The 13,311-nt window shown below is 66.5% G+C and carries 13 protein-coding genes; 7 read left to right on the plus strand and 6 right to left on the minus strand.

Annotated elements, in window-relative coordinates; genetic code table 11:
- Positions 1–135 precede the first annotated feature (135 nt).
- From antA to antC, 3 genes are read left to right on the plus strand one after another with little or no spacing between them, the layout of a single operon-like run.
- Complete coding sequence (gene antA / locus ACZ5R1_RS12845; RefSeq protein WP_037007555.1) at positions 136–1,524, plus strand: anthranilate 1,2-dioxygenase large subunit; 1,389 nt, start codon at positions 136–138, stop codon at positions 1,522–1,524.
- Positions 1,521–2,012 carry an anthranilate 1,2-dioxygenase small subunit gene (gene antB / locus ACZ5R1_RS12850; protein WP_464712353.1) on the plus strand — a complete coding sequence of 164 codons (492 nt, stop codon included), beginning with the start codon at positions 1,521–1,523 and terminating at the stop codon, positions 2,010–2,012. The genes antA and antB overlap by 4 nt, the downstream gene beginning before the upstream one ends.
- A 10-nt stretch (positions 2,013–2,022) precedes the next feature.
- A complete protein-coding gene (antC, locus tag ACZ5R1_RS12855; protein WP_144960711.1) occupies positions 2,023–3,057 on the plus strand; it encodes an anthranilate 1,2-dioxygenase electron transfer component AntC in 1,035 nt (344 codons plus the stop codon).
- A gap of 658 nt (positions 3,058–3,715) precedes the next feature.
- Here antC and ACZ5R1_RS12860 read toward each other — a convergent pair.
- The 6 genes from ACZ5R1_RS12860 to ACZ5R1_RS12885 all read right to left on the minus strand — a co-directional run bounded on the left by ACZ5R1_RS12860 (position 3,716) and on the right by ACZ5R1_RS12885 (position 9,692).
- Positions 3,716–4,648 (minus strand): SphA family protein, encoded by a 933-nt coding sequence (locus ACZ5R1_RS12860; RefSeq protein ID WP_464712354.1) that lies wholly within the window; start codon positions 4,646–4,648, stop codon positions 3,716–3,718.
- Positions 4,649–4,745: 97 nt separating this feature from the next.
- Positions 4,746–5,273, minus strand: a complete 528-nt coding sequence (locus ACZ5R1_RS12865; RefSeq protein WP_027601130.1) for a flavin reductase family protein — start codon at positions 5,271–5,273, stop codon at positions 4,746–4,748.
- Between the two features lie 10 nt (positions 5,274–5,283).
- The gene (locus ACZ5R1_RS12870) at positions 5,284–6,522 is read right to left on the minus strand and encodes a styrene monooxygenase/indole monooxygenase family protein (RefSeq protein WP_144960755.1); all 1,239 of its coding nucleotides are present in this window, start codon (positions 6,520–6,522) and stop codon (positions 5,284–5,286) included.
- A 76-nt stretch (positions 6,523–6,598) separates the two neighbouring features.
- The gene (locus tag ACZ5R1_RS12875) at positions 6,599–7,393 is read right to left on the minus strand and encodes an SDR family oxidoreductase (RefSeq protein ID WP_144960706.1); all 795 of its coding nucleotides are present in this window, start codon (positions 7,391–7,393) and stop codon (positions 6,599–6,601) included.
- Between the two features lie 4 nt (positions 7,394–7,397).
- On the minus strand, positions 7,398–8,645 hold the full coding sequence (locus tag ACZ5R1_RS12880) for a dienelactone hydrolase family protein (RefSeq protein ID WP_144960704.1): 1,248 nt from the start codon (positions 8,643–8,645) through the stop codon (positions 7,398–7,400).
- 165 nt (positions 8,646–8,810) lie between these two features.
- Positions 8,811–9,692 (minus strand): LysR family transcriptional regulator, encoded by an 882-nt coding sequence (locus ACZ5R1_RS12885; protein WP_144946627.1) that lies wholly within the window; start codon positions 9,690–9,692, stop codon positions 8,811–8,813.
- 121 nt (positions 9,693–9,813) lie between these two features.
- On the opposite strand from ACZ5R1_RS12885, the gene ACZ5R1_RS12890 reads away from it, so the two are divergent.
- The 4 genes from ACZ5R1_RS12890 (at position 9,814) to ACZ5R1_RS12905 (ending at position 13,135) form a co-directional block, all read left to right on the plus strand.
- Positions 9,814–10,956 (plus strand): muconate cycloisomerase family protein, encoded by a 1,143-nt coding sequence (locus tag ACZ5R1_RS12890; RefSeq protein WP_288473189.1) that lies wholly within the window; start codon positions 9,814–9,816, stop codon positions 10,954–10,956.
- Positions 10,957–10,979: 23 nt separating this feature from the next.
- Positions 10,980–11,270, plus strand: a complete 291-nt coding sequence (gene catC, locus ACZ5R1_RS12895; protein WP_027597809.1) for a muconolactone Delta-isomerase — start codon at positions 10,980–10,982, stop codon at positions 11,268–11,270.
- A gap of 36 nt (positions 11,271–11,306) precedes the next feature.
- Positions 11,307–12,242, plus strand: coding sequence for a catechol 1,2-dioxygenase (gene catA / locus ACZ5R1_RS12900; protein ID WP_464712355.1), 936 nt, complete (start codon positions 11,307–11,309; stop codon positions 12,240–12,242).
- A 158-nt stretch (positions 12,243–12,400) separates the two neighbouring features.
- The gene (locus tag ACZ5R1_RS12905; protein ID WP_007162330.1) at positions 12,401–13,135 is read left to right on the plus strand and encodes an SDR family NAD(P)-dependent oxidoreductase; all 735 of its coding nucleotides are present in this window, start codon (positions 12,401–12,403) and stop codon (positions 13,133–13,135) included.
- Positions 13,136–13,311: the final 176 nt, after the last annotated feature.

Genomic DNA, 13,311 nt, shown 5'->3' on the forward strand with positions numbered 1-13,311 from the left:
GCCGCCACTATCCGCAGAGTGCAGGCCAGTCCGGCGAGCGAAAAAATTCGGCTAGCGATCAGTGAAAAAGCGGATAGAGGGGTTGGGGTGGCGGGGCTTCAATCGAGGTGAGTCTCACCCTAGAGGACACCCCTGATGAGCACCCGCAGCATTGCCCAATGGCAGGATTACATCCAAGGTTGCCTGGACTTCCGTCCGGCCGACGGCGTCTATCGCATCGCCCGCGACCTGTTTACCGAACCCGAGTTGTTCGAACTGGAAATGGAGCTGATCTTCGAGAAGGTCTGGATCTACGCCTGCCACGAAAGCGAGATCGCCAAGCCCCACGACTTCGTCACGATGCGCGCCGGCCGCCAGCCGCTGATCATCACCCGTGACGGCAACGGCGAGCTGCACGCGCTGATCAACGCCTGCCAGCACCGTGGCGCCACCCTTACCCGCGTGGCGCGCGGCAACCAGTCCACCTTCACCTGCCCCTTCCACGCCTGGTGCTACAAGAGCGACGGCCGCCTGGTGAAGGTCAAGGCGCCGGGCGAGTACCCTGATGGCTTCGACAAGGCCACCCGCGGCCTGAAGAAGGCGCGCATCCAGAGCTACAAGGGCTTCGTCTTCGTCAGCCTGGACACCCAAGGCAGCGATTCCCTGGAAGACTACCTAGGCGACGCCAAGGTCTTCTTCGACATGATGGTGGCCCAGTCGCCGACCGGCGAGCTGGAGATCCTGCCGGGCAAGTCCACCTACACCTACGACGGCAACTGGAAGCTGCAGAACGAGAACGGCCTCGACGGTTATCACGTCAGCACCGTGCACTACAACTACGTCTCCACCGTGCAGCACCGCCAGCAGGTCAACGCCGAGAAAGGCGGTGCCAGCAGCACCCTGGACTACAGCAAGCTCGGCGCCGGCGATGCCGAGACCGACGATGGCTGGTTCTCCTTCAGGAATGGCCACAGCCTGCTGTTCAGCGACATGCCCAACCCCACGGTGCGCCCCGGCTACGCCAGCGTGATGCCGCGCCTGGTCGAGGAATACGGCCAGGCCCGCGCCGAGTGGATGATGCATCGCCTGCGCAACCTCAACATCTACCCCAGCCTGTTCTTCATGGACCAGATCAGCTCCCAGCTGCGCATCGTGCGGCCGGTGGCCTGGAACAAGACCGAGATCATCAGCCAGTGCATCGGCGTCAAGGGCGAGGCGCCCGCTGACCGCACCAACCGCATCCGCCAGTTCGAGGACTTCTTCAACGTCTCCGGCATGGGTACGCCCGACGATCTAGTGGAATTCCGTGAAGCCCAGCGCGGCTTTCAGGCCCGCCTGGAGCGCTGGAACGACATCTCCCGCGGCCATCATCGCTGGACCGCCGGCCCCACCGTGAACAGCGAGGCCCTGGGCATCCAGCCGGTACTCACCGGTACCGAATTCACCCATGAAGGCCTCTATGTGAACCAGCACGGCGCCTGGCAGCGCTTCCTGCTCGACGGCCTGGCCAACAAAGCCCTGCAACCGACGGAGGTGTCGGCATGAACCCAGATCTGCAATACGCCGTGGAACAATTCCTCTATCGCAAGGCGGCGCTCTGCGATGCCCAGGACTGGGACGCCTATCTGGCGCTGTTCGAGGCCGACAGCGTCTTCCACCTGCCGCAATGGATCAGCGAGCACGAGTACGTGACCGATCCCACCCAGGGCCTCTCCTATATCTACTACGCCGACCGCTCCGGCCTGGAGGACCGGGTGTTCCGCCTGCGCACCGGCAAGTCGGCCGCCTCCACGCCACTGCCGCGCACCCTGCACCAGATCAGCAACGTACGCGTCGCCCGGGCTGACGACGGTCTGCTGGAGGTGCGCGCCGGCTGGCTGACGCTCTATGCCCGCCACGGGGTGTCCGAGCAGTTCTATGGCCAGGTGACCTATCACCTGCGCGAGGTGGACGGCGACTTCCGCATCACCCGCAAGCAGGTGCTGCTGCTCAACGACACCATCAACTCCGTGCTCGACTTCTACCACCTCTGAGGCCACCGCCATGAGCCACAACGTCGCTCTGAGCTTCGCCGACGGCAAGACGCTGTTCATCGCGGTGAAGCCCAACGAACTGCTGCTGGACGCGGCCCTGCGCCAGGGCATCAGCCTGCCGCTGGACTGCCGCGAAGGCGTCTGCGGCACCTGCCAGGGGCGCTGCGAAGCCGGCGCCTACAGCCAGGATTACGTCGACGAGGAAGCCCTTTCCGAGCGTGACCTGGCGCAGCGCAAGATGCTCGCCTGCCAGACCCGGGTGACGTCCAACGCCGCCTTCTACTTCGACCACGATTCCAGCCTCTGCCATGCCGAAGAGCCCGAGCGCATCAGCGCCCAGGTGACCTCGGTGGAGCTGGTCTCGGCCACCACCGCCATCCTGCACCTGGACGCCAGCACCGCGCCGCGCCAATTGCAATTCCTACCCGGCCAGTACGCCCGGTTGCGCATCCCCGGCACCGACGACTGGCGCGCCTACTCCTTCGCCAACCGACCCAATGCGCAGAACCAGCTGCAATTCCTCATCCGCCTGCTGCCGGACGGGGCGATGAGCAACTTCCTGCGCGAGCGCTGCCAGCCGGGCCTGACCCTGGAGCTGGAAGCCCCGCTGGGCAGCTTCTACCTGCGCCAGGTGGAGCGGCCGCTAGTGCTGGTGGCGGGCGGCACGGGCCTGTCGGCCTTCCTCGGCATGCTCGACGAGATGGCCGAGAAAGGCGGCTGCGGCCAGCCGGTGCGGCTGTTCTATGGCGTCACCCAGGAGCAGGATCTCTGCGAGGGCGCCCGGCTGGAGGCCTACCGCGCGCGCATCGCCGACTTCGACTACCAGCCGGTGGTCAGCCAGCCGGGTCCGGCGTGGCAGGGCCTCAGCGGCTATATCCCCGAGCATTTCGACCGGCGCTTCCTCACCGACCAGGCCTGCGACCTCTATCTCTGCGGCCCGCCGCCCATGGTCGAGGCGGTCAAGACCTGGCTCGACCAGCAGGGGTTGGGCGAGGAGACGCGGCTGTATAGCGAGAAATTCCTGCAGAGTGCGTCTACGCGTTAACGCTGCGCTGCCTCTTTCAATAAGCCCGACAGCTCGCCTGCCGGGCTTATTGCTTTTTAAGGTTGGGCTGAGACAGCCTTGCCGTCGAAACCCAACAGGCACGAATCTTCCTGCAGCCTCTATCTGGTTCCACCGCTTGGCCCGGAGCGCCCGGCGAACCCTTTCTGTTGAGCTTCGTTGCGCTCACCCGACTGGCCGCGACCCATGGCAGTTCTGAGAAAGCTGTTACCAAGGTGAGGGCTTCAGATTGATCTGGATCTTGCTAAAACCTTGAAAGACGAACACCTGCTCCGATAGCCCCCTCTCCCCTCGGGAGAAGGTTGGGGTGAGGGCACGCATCGCGACGGATTCCAGTGGAAAAGGCTGCGCCGTTTTCCACGCTACGGTTATCGACGTCTACAGAGGTGAGTGATGCCGTAGAAGCGGTCGCAACGGCGGAACGCTATAGCCTCAATGAGCCGGAGGTTGGAATGAGACGGCGCAACCGTCCAAGACCAATAGGACCATAACCTCCGGCGCCACCCCGCATCGTCTGCCGCTATATCTGAACCACCTGGACACGCCCTTGGTTGAGCTTACCGCCCAAACGCCGTGCAAAAAAAAGCCTGCCATCCCCGGCAGGCTTGAAAGTGGACGAAGGGAGCTGAACTCCGTCCGGTCAGAAGTGGTGGATGTAGCGCACCTGCACCCGGCTGCCTTCAGGACGATTCTCCGCGTCCTGCTCGAAATAGGCGTTGGCCACCAGGTGGTCGTTCTTGGAGAAGCTGTACATGCCGCCTGGACCGATGGCCCAGACCTTCTCCCGGCGTCCGGAGACGTCGTGACCGTCGACCTGGGTGTCGGTGATCTGCTTGAGCCAGTAGCCGTTGATGCCCAGGCGCAGTTGCGGGGTGACGGCATATTCGGTGGCGAAGTTGGCGTGCAGCGCCTGGCCGGCCTGGATGTCGGAGACGTCGCCGAAGGCATAGCTCGGCTTGTCGTTCTTGAAGTTGTAGAGGTAGTGGGCGCGCACCGAGACGGTCCAGTTGGGGGTGAACCAGTAGGTGCCCGCCCAGTAGGGATTGAACGACCAAGCGTGGTTGCCGGGATTGATGTCCTTGTCGCGGTCGTATTCACCGGTGGGGATATTCACCTGCAATTCGACGCGCTGGACGAAGCGCGGCCCGTTCGGCCCCATCACCGGATCGAACTGGATGAACGGCCCCACCAGCAGGTCGCCCATGCCGCCCTGGTCCTTGAGGGCGGCGTTGTCTAGGCCATCGTCGACCTTCATCCGCGTCACCACCGGCAGCAACATGTTCAGACCCAGGTTGCCGTTGCCCAGGCGCAGGTCCGATACGTAGCTGAGCTGGGTCACCGAGACCTGGTAGTCCAGCTTGGTTTTCGGCAGCCCCAGCTTGTCGCCGTTTTGATCGGTCAGCCGATGGCTGCTGTAGTTCTGGAAATACTGTTGCAGGTACCAGCCGTTACCGGCGGGCAGACCGCCGTCAAGAAAGCTGGTGAGGCCGAGGTTGACCACCGGCAGGTCAAAGGCCTGAGTGGTTCCGGCGACCAGGGCACCGGCGAGGGAAAGATAGCGAATCCGGGTCATGCAAGGCTCCTTGAATACGGCTGTTCGTGCTCGCGAAAGGCAGATTCGAAAGGGCAGCGCCCGCCGACCGAGTGGCATCGACGGGCGCCGCCAAGTCTCAGGCGCCCAGTGCGGGATGGGCGCTGGCGACCCGGTACTGGCCGGCGTGGAAGACCAGCGGTTCGCCGCCGCTGTGTCGGTAGTGCTCGATTTCACCGAGGAAGATCAGGTGGTCGCCGCCCTCGTACTGGACGTGGTTGCGGCAGATCAGGGTCGCCACGGCCTCCTCCAGCAACGGCACGCCAGCGGTGCCCTCGACGTGGGCGATACCGGCGAACTTGTCCTCCGCCGGCCGCGCGAAGTGGCCGGAAAGCTGGTGCTGGTCGCTGCCCAGCACATGGATGGCGAAGTGGCTGGCGGCGAGGAAGTCCGGCAGGCTCGGCGCCTGGCGGGCCAGGCTCCAGAGCACCAGCGGCGGCTCCAGGGACACCGAGGAGAAGGAATTGGCGGTCATCCCTACCTTGCGCCCGTCACGGCCGCGGGTGGTGATCACCGTGACGCCGGTGGCGAATTGCCCCAGCAGGTTGCGCAGCGCCCGCGGGTTGGCCGGGTCGGCGGCGATGAGATCCAGCGCGTCTATCGTCATGGTGGGCTCCTCAGGCAGCCTGGTTCAGGTGTTCACGCAGGAAGCCCTGGCAGGCCTCCGCTTCGAACCACCAGGGGGCGAAACGGCGGGGATCGTCGAAGGCGTTGACGATGCGCGAGGCGATGGCGTGGGACTGGCTGGCGGCGCCGAGCAGATCGAGGATGTGCGGTGGTGGCGGGGTCAGCAGGCTGTTGGTCCATTTCACTACCTGGCCGGCGTAGTCCCAGTAGCGCTCGAAGGTCTGGTGCATCCAATCCGGGGTGAAGGCGGCATCGCCCTGGGCGAGGATGGCCTCCAGATAGACCTTGCTGCATTTGGCGGCATTGTTGGAGCCCTGGCCGGTGATGGGATCGTTGACCACCAGGGCGTCGGCCATGCCGAACACCGGCCGGCCCGAAGGCAGGCGCAGCACCGGCTTGCGCACCATGGGCGTGAAGCGCCCGGCCAGCACGCCGCCGGCATCGGTGAGCTCCAGGTTCTGGCAGCGCTCGGCCTCCCAGGGCGCGAAGCGGCGGACGATCTCCAGGCTACGCTCCAGGTGCTGCTCCGGCGAGGTGACGTCCTGCCAGCAGTCCATGGGGCCGCCGGGCACGCCTTCGAATACCATGATCTCGCAGGGTCCGTTCAGGGTCAGGGCCGGGAAGACGAAGTATTCGCCCACACCGGGGATAAGGTTGAAGGCCACCCGCGAATAGGGCGACATGGGCGTCATGCCCTTCACATAGGTCAGCGCCAGGGCACGCTGGGGATGCTGGAAGACGGTGCGTTCGGTGTCACGGGCGAACAGGTTGACGATCTCGCCCTTACCGGCGGCGAGCAGGGTCAGGTCATGGCTGGCGGCCAGGGTTTCCAGTTCGGGCAGGCCGACGTCCTGGATCACCAGTTCGCCGCCGCGCCGCTCGAACTCCTCCATCCAGGCCGGCATCTTCAGGCGCTGGTCCACCGCCTGGGCATAGCGCTCCAGGCGCGCGCTCCACTGAAAGGCCGGGCGCTCGGGATGGGCAGGATCGGGGACGGCCAGGCCGATGCCCTCCACCGCCGGGCACTGGTCTTCCCAGAAATTCAGCCCCAGGTCGCGCTCGGTCTGCAACGAGGTGTTGAACATGCACTGGCTGGACATGACCTTGCCAGCGCGCACCTGCTCGCCGGTGCGGTTGGTGGTGAGGGTGACATGATAGCCCTGGGCGAGCAGGCCCAGGCCCAGTTGCAGGCCGGCCTGGCCGGCCCCGACGATGGCGATACGGCGCATGGAGGTTCTCCGGGGAGTCGAGTTGCGGGTGGGGGTGAAGCCGTTGAACAGGCGCCAGAAGGGGTTGTGCATGGCATCACTCCCGTTCGGCGAGGCGGGGAATGGCCGGCTGGTTGCGCTCCGGTCCCATGACCGAATAACCGCCGTCCACGGCATAGTCGGCGCCGGTGACGAAACTCGCCGCCGGTGACAGTAGAAAGGCGACCACCTGGGCGACCTCTGCCGGCTCGCCGAGGCGGCCGAGCAGATGGAAGTCGGCGGCGACGCGGTCGGCGTGGGCGCGATCCCCACCGCTGACCTCGGCGATCACCCGCGACCAGGTCCAGCCCGGCGACACCGAGTTGACGCGAATGCCGTCCGGCGCCAGATCCAGCGCCATGCTGCGGGTTAGCTGCTTGAGTGCGGCCTTGGAGACGGGATACAGCCAGCGCCCGGTCTGGGCGCAGTCGGCGGAGATGGAGGTGAAGTTGACCACCGCCCCCCGCCGCGCCTTGAGATCCGTGTGCAGTGCCTTGGCCAGCATCACCGCCGACACCAGGTTCACGTCCAGCGCCTTGAGCCAGTCGCCGCGCGACGACTCCAGGCCATCGTCGAGATAGGTACAGGCCAGGTTGACCAGGCCAGCCACCGCGCCGAAGCGTTCGCGGATGGCGGCTATCGCGAGCGCCAACGCCGCATCGTCGGTCAGGTCCACGGTCAGGAAGAACGCCGCTTCGCCGAGCACCTCGGCACCGGCCGCGCCGTTCGGGTCGATGTCCAGCAGGGCCACCCGAGCGCCTGCCGCGACCAGTGCCTCGGCCACCGCCTGGCCGATCAGGGTGGCACTGCCGCTGATGACCACCGTCTTGCCATCGAGGGAATGCAGACTCATGGCCTCACTCCTCGATGGACTTGCCGGCGCTGGAAGCCCAGCTCGGCATCAGGGTGTTGGATGGCAGCGTCTCGTCGAGCAGCTTGTGCGCGGTCTCCACACCGACCACCGGCAGGCCCTCGGGGTCGAGCAGGCCGATCTGCACCAGCACGCTGGCCTGATCCCAATAGATGTGCTCGTGGTAGAGCTTGGGCCCGCGGAACTTCACCACCCCCAGCATGGGGATCTCGACATGGCGACCGGTGGGCGCCACGCCCGGCAGCATCCAGTCGATGGCCTCGTCGTGGGTGAAGCTCATGACGAATTCGTCGACGATCTGCGAGGCACCCACGGTGCGCGAGATCGGCGTGAGCTTCATGTCCTTGGGATTGCCATGCACGAAGTGATAGCGATAGAAGCGCGCTAGCTCGCGATAGCCGACCCCGCCGGTCATCGTCGGGATATGGTTGACGTAGGGCTCGGGCACCATGGTGGCCATGGTTGCCGGCACGTCGCGGGTATCGAATTCGTGGCGGATGTGCTCTTCCCACAGCGCCGACAGGTTGTAGTCGGGGCCAAGGGTGCGGCGCAGCGCGGCGATGGTGCGCTCATGGGCCAGCAGCGCGGCGGGCTTGTCGTAGTGATGGCCGGCGGGCCGGGCGAAGGCATGGTCGACGCCGGGGTAGACGTAACCCTCGGTACCCGGCCGCTCGGCCAGGGCCGCCAGGATGGCTTCCCGCGCCGGCGCCGGACAGAATTGGTCGGCCTCGGCGAAATGCAGCACCAGGCGCCCACTCAAGCCTTCCAACTCGCCCAGGGCCTTTTCGATACCGACTCCGTAGTAGCCGACGGCGCAAGCCACTTGGCGCAAGCGGCAGGCGGCCAGGTAGGCCAGCTTGCCACCCAGGCAGTAGCCCACCACGCCGAGCCCGGCTTCGCTCACTTCGGGCAGGCTACGCAAATGGTCGAGGGCGGCACCGATGTCCACCACCCCCAGGTTCTCGTCGAAGGCCTGGTAGTGGCCGTAGGCCTTTTCGAAATCCTCCGGGGTGTAGCCCAATTCGATGCGCGGCGCCTGACGCCAGTAGAGATCGGGCACCAGCACGCTGTAACCCTCCTCGCCCAGTTGGTCGGCCACGGCGCGCATGGCGGCGTTGACGCCGAAGATCTCCTGGCACAGGACGATGCCCGGACCGCGACCGTCGATGGAGGGCACGAAGTAGGCGTCGAAGGCGCCGGACGGCGCAGGTACGTGGATATAGGATCCGGTCATCGCAAGAGACTCCAGGTTGCTCAGGTCTGGAATCATCTTCGGCGTGGTTCCCGCTGCGGGGCTGTCCGCAGACTGCCGCGACCATCCCCTTGGCGCAGCTAATTACGCGGCGGCCGCCACCCGGGCGTCGGGCGAATCCCGCCCAGGCCACGGCTGGCCGGGACTTCAGGCCTGTTGCGCAGCGGTCTCCTGCACCAGCGCCAGACAATGCGCCAGCAGCGGCGAGCGATCGCCGGCCCGGTAGCTGATGACGATGGGCGAGACCGCCTGAGTATCGCTCAGGGAGACGTAGTCGATGTCGTCGCGGTGCAGCCGGCGCACCGAGGCCGGCACCAGGGTGATCCCCAGTCCGGCCGCCACCAGGCCGATGGCCGTCTGCAATTCGTTGGCCCACTGCGCCACGCGAATGTTCAATCCTTCGCGGGCGAACAGCGCCAGCACATGGTCGGCGTAACTGGGTCGCGGCGCGGAGGGATAGAGCACGAAGGGCTCTTGCGCCAGGCGTGCCAGACTCACCGGCGCGCCCAGCAGCGGATGCCCGGCCGGCAGCACCGCCACCAGCGGATCCTCGTGCAATACCTCCTGCACCACCGCGGCATCCTCGATGCGGATGCGACCGAAACCGATGTCGATGCGTCCGCTCTTGAGCGCCTCGACCTGCTGCAGGGTGATCAGCTCGGACAGCCCCAGCTCCAGCCCGGCATCGGTGCGCAGTCGGCGGATCAGTTCCGGCAGGGCGCCATAGAGCGTGGACGGCGCGAAGCCGATGCCCAACCAGCGCTTGCGCCCCTCGGCCACCCGCCGGGTGCCGTCGCGCACCTCGTCCAGCTGCGCCAGCAACCTACTGCCGTGTTCCTGGAAATAGCGCCCGGCCTCGGTGAGGCGCAAGGGCCGGCCGCGCTCCAGCAGGCTCACCCCCAGCTCTTCTTCCAGTTGCTGGATCTGCCGGCTGAGGGGCGGCTGGGCCATGTGCAGGCGTTCGGCCGCGCGGGTGAAGTTGAGGGTCTCCGCCAGGACCAGGAAGTACCTCAGATGCCGCAGCTCCATCATACCTCCAGGGTATCGTAGAACACGCAACGGATATTGGACTGCCGGGGAGGCAACTCGCAAGCTGAAAGCCGTCCCTACAAGAACGCGCGGCAACGACCGCCCCTGATGGATTCGGCCCATGATCAGCATCGAACGCCTGGACACCTGCCTCGTCGACCTGCCCACCATCCGCCCGCACAAGCTGGCCATGCATACCCTGCAGCGGCAGACCCTGGTGCTGTTGCGCCTGACCTGCAGCGACGGCAGCCAGGGCCTCGGCGAAGCCACCACCATCGGCGGCCTGGCCTACGCCGGGGAGAGCCCAGAAAGCATCAGGACCAACCTCGACACCTATCTGGCGCCCCTGGTGATCGGCCAGGACGCCGACAACCTCAATGCCGTGATGCAGCGCGTGGAGCGCAGCGTGCGCGCCAATACCTTCGCCAAGTCGGCCCTGGAGACCGCCCTGCTCGATGCCCAGGGCCAGCGTCGCGGCTTGGGCCTCGCCGAACTGCTCGGCGGCCGGGTGCAACAGGGGCTGGAGGTGGCCTGGACCCTGGCCAGCGGCGACACCGCCAAGGACGTCGCCGAAGCCGAACGCATGCTCGAGCTGCGCCGCCATCGCCATTTCAAACTCAAGATCGGCGCGGCCGAACCGGCCCGGGACATCGCCCACGTGGCAGCCATCAAGCGCGCCCTGGGCGATCGCGCCAGCGTGCGGGTCGACGTCAACCAGGCCTGGAGCGAAGGCGTGGCCTTGCGCGCCTGCCAGGCCCTGGCCGACGCCGGGGTGGAGTTGATCGAACAGCCGGTGCCGCGCCATGACGTCCAGGCCCTGGCGCGGGTCAGCGCCCGCAGTCCGGCGCCGGTGATGGCCGACGAAGCCATCGAGAGCCTCCCCGACGCCTTCGCCCTGGCCCGTGCCGGTGCCGCCCCGGTATTCGCGCTCAAGATCGCCAAGACCGGCGGTCCGCGGGCGGTGCTCAAGGTCGCCCACCTGGCGCAGGCGGCCGGCATCGGCCTCTATGGCGGCACCATGCTCGAAGGCAGCATCGGCACCCTGGCCTCGGCCCATGCCTTCGCCACCCTGGAGCGGCTGGACTGGCACAGCGAGTTGTTCGGTCCACTGCTGCTCACCGAGGACATCCTCGTCGAGCCGCCGACCTATCGCGACTTCCAGCTGCTGCTACCCCAGGGTCCCGGCCTCGGCGTCAGCCTCGACGAAGACCGCCTCGCCCATTTCCGTCGCGATCGCAGCAGCCTCGCCGTCGCCACCGCCTGATCACGCCCCGTGGAGGATTCACCATGCTGTTCATGGTCCGCATGACCGTCAAACTGCCCCACGATCTGCCCGCCGCCGACGCCACGCGACTCAAGCAGGCGGAAAAGGAACTGGCCCAGGAGCTGCAGCGCCAGGGCACCTGGCGCCACCTCTGGCGGATCGCCGGGCTCTACGCCAACGTCAGCATCTTCGACGTGGCCGATACCCAGGCGCTGCACGATACCCTGCTGCAACTGCCGCTCTACCCCTATATGGAGATCGAGGTCACCGCCCTGTGCCGGCACCCCTCCTCCATCCACACCGACGACCGCTGATTGGCCACCCATAACAACAACACCGAGGATCGCTCCATGACCCTAGCCCTTTCCCAGACCGCCGATGTGCAGAAGTTCTTTGAAGTCGCCAGCGGCTTCGAGCAGGACGCCGGCAATCCGCGCCTCAAGACCATCGTGCACCGTATCCTCACCGACAGCATCCGCATGATCGAGGACCTGGAGGTGACGCCCGAGGAATTCTGGCAGGCGGTGAGCTACTTCAACGACCTGGGCGCGCGCCAGGAAGCCGGACTGCTGGTCGCCGGCCTCGGCCTGGAGCACTATCTGGATCTGCTGCTGGATGCCCAGGACGAACAGGCCGGCCGCACCGGTGGCACCCCGCGCACCATCGAAGGCCCGCTCTATGCGGCCGGTGCCCCTCTGTGCGAAGGCGAAGCCCGGCTCGATGATGGCCAGGACGCCGGCGTGCCGCTGTTCATGACCGGCCAGGTGCGCGACACCGAGGGTCGCCCGCTGGCCGGCGCCCTGGTGGACGTCTGGCACGCCAACACCGGCGGCACCTATTCCTACTTCGATCCGGCGCAGTCCGAATTCAACCTGCGCCGACGCATCCGCACCGACGCCGAGGGCCGCTACGCGTTCCGCAGCATCGTGCCCTCCGGCTATGGTTGCCCGCCGGACGGCCCCACCCAGCGCCTGCTCGACGGCCTCGGCCGCCATGGCCAGCGCCCGGCGCACATCCACTTTTTCATCTCCGCTCCCGGCCATCGCCACCTGACCACCCAGATCAACCTGGCCGGCGACAAGTACCTGCACGATGACTTCGCCTACGCCACCCGCGACGAACTCATCGCCGACATCCACTTCCACGACGACGCCAACGCCGCCCGCGCCCGTGGCCTCGACGGCAGCCAGTTCGCCGAAATCGACTTCGACTTCGAATTGCAGCCCGCCGAAGAACCCACCGCCGAGCAGCGCAGTGCCCGCCCGCGCGCCCTCGAAGAAGCCTGAAGGCACCCTGTCCTCATCGGTCCGCCGGTGAGGACAGGTCCATCGATTGCCCCACCTGTCCTGCTTGGGCATAGTGAACCGGCCTGCCAGACGCCGGAGTCACCCACCATGCCCGTCCTGTCGCCCCTCGTCCGCCCCGCTGCCTGCCGGGGTCGCCCATGACCCAGCGCACCATGCTGCTCACCGGCGCCAGTCGCGGAATCGGTCACGCCACGGTCAAGCTGTTCCGCAGCCTGGGCTGGCGTCTGCTCACCGTCTCCCGCCAGCCGTTCTCCGAAGAATGCGCCTGGCCGGAAGCCCGCGACGCGCACATCCAGGCCGATCTCGCCGACCTCACCCAGATCGATCGCCTGGTCGCCACGGTCCGCGAGCGCCTGCCCAGCGGCAAGCTGGATGCCCTGGTCAACAATGCCGGCATCTCGCCCAAGGGGCCGGATGGCGGTCGCCTCGGGGTAGCCGCGTCGGATGCCGAGACCTGGACCCACGTCCTCAACGTCAATCTGGTTTCCACCGCCCTGCTGGCCCGCGCCCTGCTGCCGGAGCTTGAAGCCGCTCGAGGCAGCATCGTCAACGTCACCTCCATCGCCGGTTCGAGAGTGCATCCCTTCGCCGGAGTGGCCTATGCCGCCTCCAAGGCAGGCCTGGCCGCGCTGACCCGGGAACTGGCCCATGAATTCGGTCCCCGTGGCATCCGCGCCAACGCCATAGCACCGGGCGAGATCGCCACTTCCATCCTCTCGCCCGGTACCGATGGCCTGGTGGAAGCCGAGGTCCCGCTCAAGCGCCTGGGTACCCCCGACGAAGTGGCCGAGACCATCTACTTCCTCTGCAGCGAACGCTCCTGCTACATCAACGGTGCCGAGATCCATATCAACGGCGGTCAGCACGTCTAGTTGGCGCCTGTGACCGAGGGCAGTCCGCCTGGATCAATGGCGGGCGGCTCGAGTCACCCACCCGGTTAGCTGAAGAAGACGCCGTGCAGGGAACAGGTCCGTCCTTAACCTGCACTAAATGTTATGTTATAACGTGTTATAAAGTTCTGGAGCATCCCCTACAGGGACGCGCCCGC

The organism is Pseudomonas sp. Pso3, assembly GCF_055393275.1.

Excerpts from the sequence above, each read along its gene's own strand:
- antA (WP_037007555.1), top strand. The coding sequence starts at position 136 with ATGAGCACCCGCAGCATTGCCCAATGGCAGGATTACATCCAAGGTTGC.
- antB (WP_464712353.1), top strand. The coding sequence starts at position 1,521 with ATGAACCCAGATCTGCAATACGCCGTGGAACAATTCCTCTATCGCAAG.
- antC (WP_144960711.1), top strand. The coding sequence starts at position 2,023 with ATGAGCCACAACGTCGCTCTGAGCTTCGCCGACGGCAAGACGCTGTTC.
- ACZ5R1_RS12860 (WP_464712354.1), bottom strand. The coding sequence starts at position 4,648 with ATGACCCGGATTCGCTATCTTTCCCTCGCCGGTGCCCTGGTCGCCGGA.
- ACZ5R1_RS12865 (WP_027601130.1), bottom strand. The coding sequence starts at position 5,273 with ATGACGATAGACGCGCTGGATCTCATCGCCGCCGACCCGGCCAACCCG.
- ACZ5R1_RS12870 (WP_144960755.1), bottom strand. The coding sequence starts at position 6,522 with ATGCGCCGTATCGCCATCGTCGGGGCCGGCCAGGCCGGCCTGCAACTG.
- ACZ5R1_RS12875 (WP_144960706.1), bottom strand. The coding sequence starts at position 7,393 with ATGAGTCTGCATTCCCTCGATGGCAAGACGGTGGTCATCAGCGGCAGT.
- ACZ5R1_RS12880 (WP_144960704.1), bottom strand. The coding sequence starts at position 8,645 with ATGACCGGATCCTATATCCACGTACCTGCGCCGTCCGGCGCCTTCGAC.
- ACZ5R1_RS12885 (WP_144946627.1), bottom strand. The coding sequence starts at position 9,692 with ATGGAGCTGCGGCATCTGAGGTACTTCCTGGTCCTGGCGGAGACCCTC.
- ACZ5R1_RS12890 (WP_288473189.1), top strand. The coding sequence starts at position 9,814 with ATGATCAGCATCGAACGCCTGGACACCTGCCTCGTCGACCTGCCCACC.
- catC (WP_027597809.1), top strand. The coding sequence starts at position 10,980 with ATGCTGTTCATGGTCCGCATGACCGTCAAACTGCCCCACGATCTGCCC.
- catA (WP_464712355.1), top strand. The coding sequence starts at position 11,307 with ATGACCCTAGCCCTTTCCCAGACCGCCGATGTGCAGAAGTTCTTTGAA.
- ACZ5R1_RS12905 (WP_007162330.1), top strand. The coding sequence starts at position 12,401 with ATGACCCAGCGCACCATGCTGCTCACCGGCGCCAGTCGCGGAATCGGT.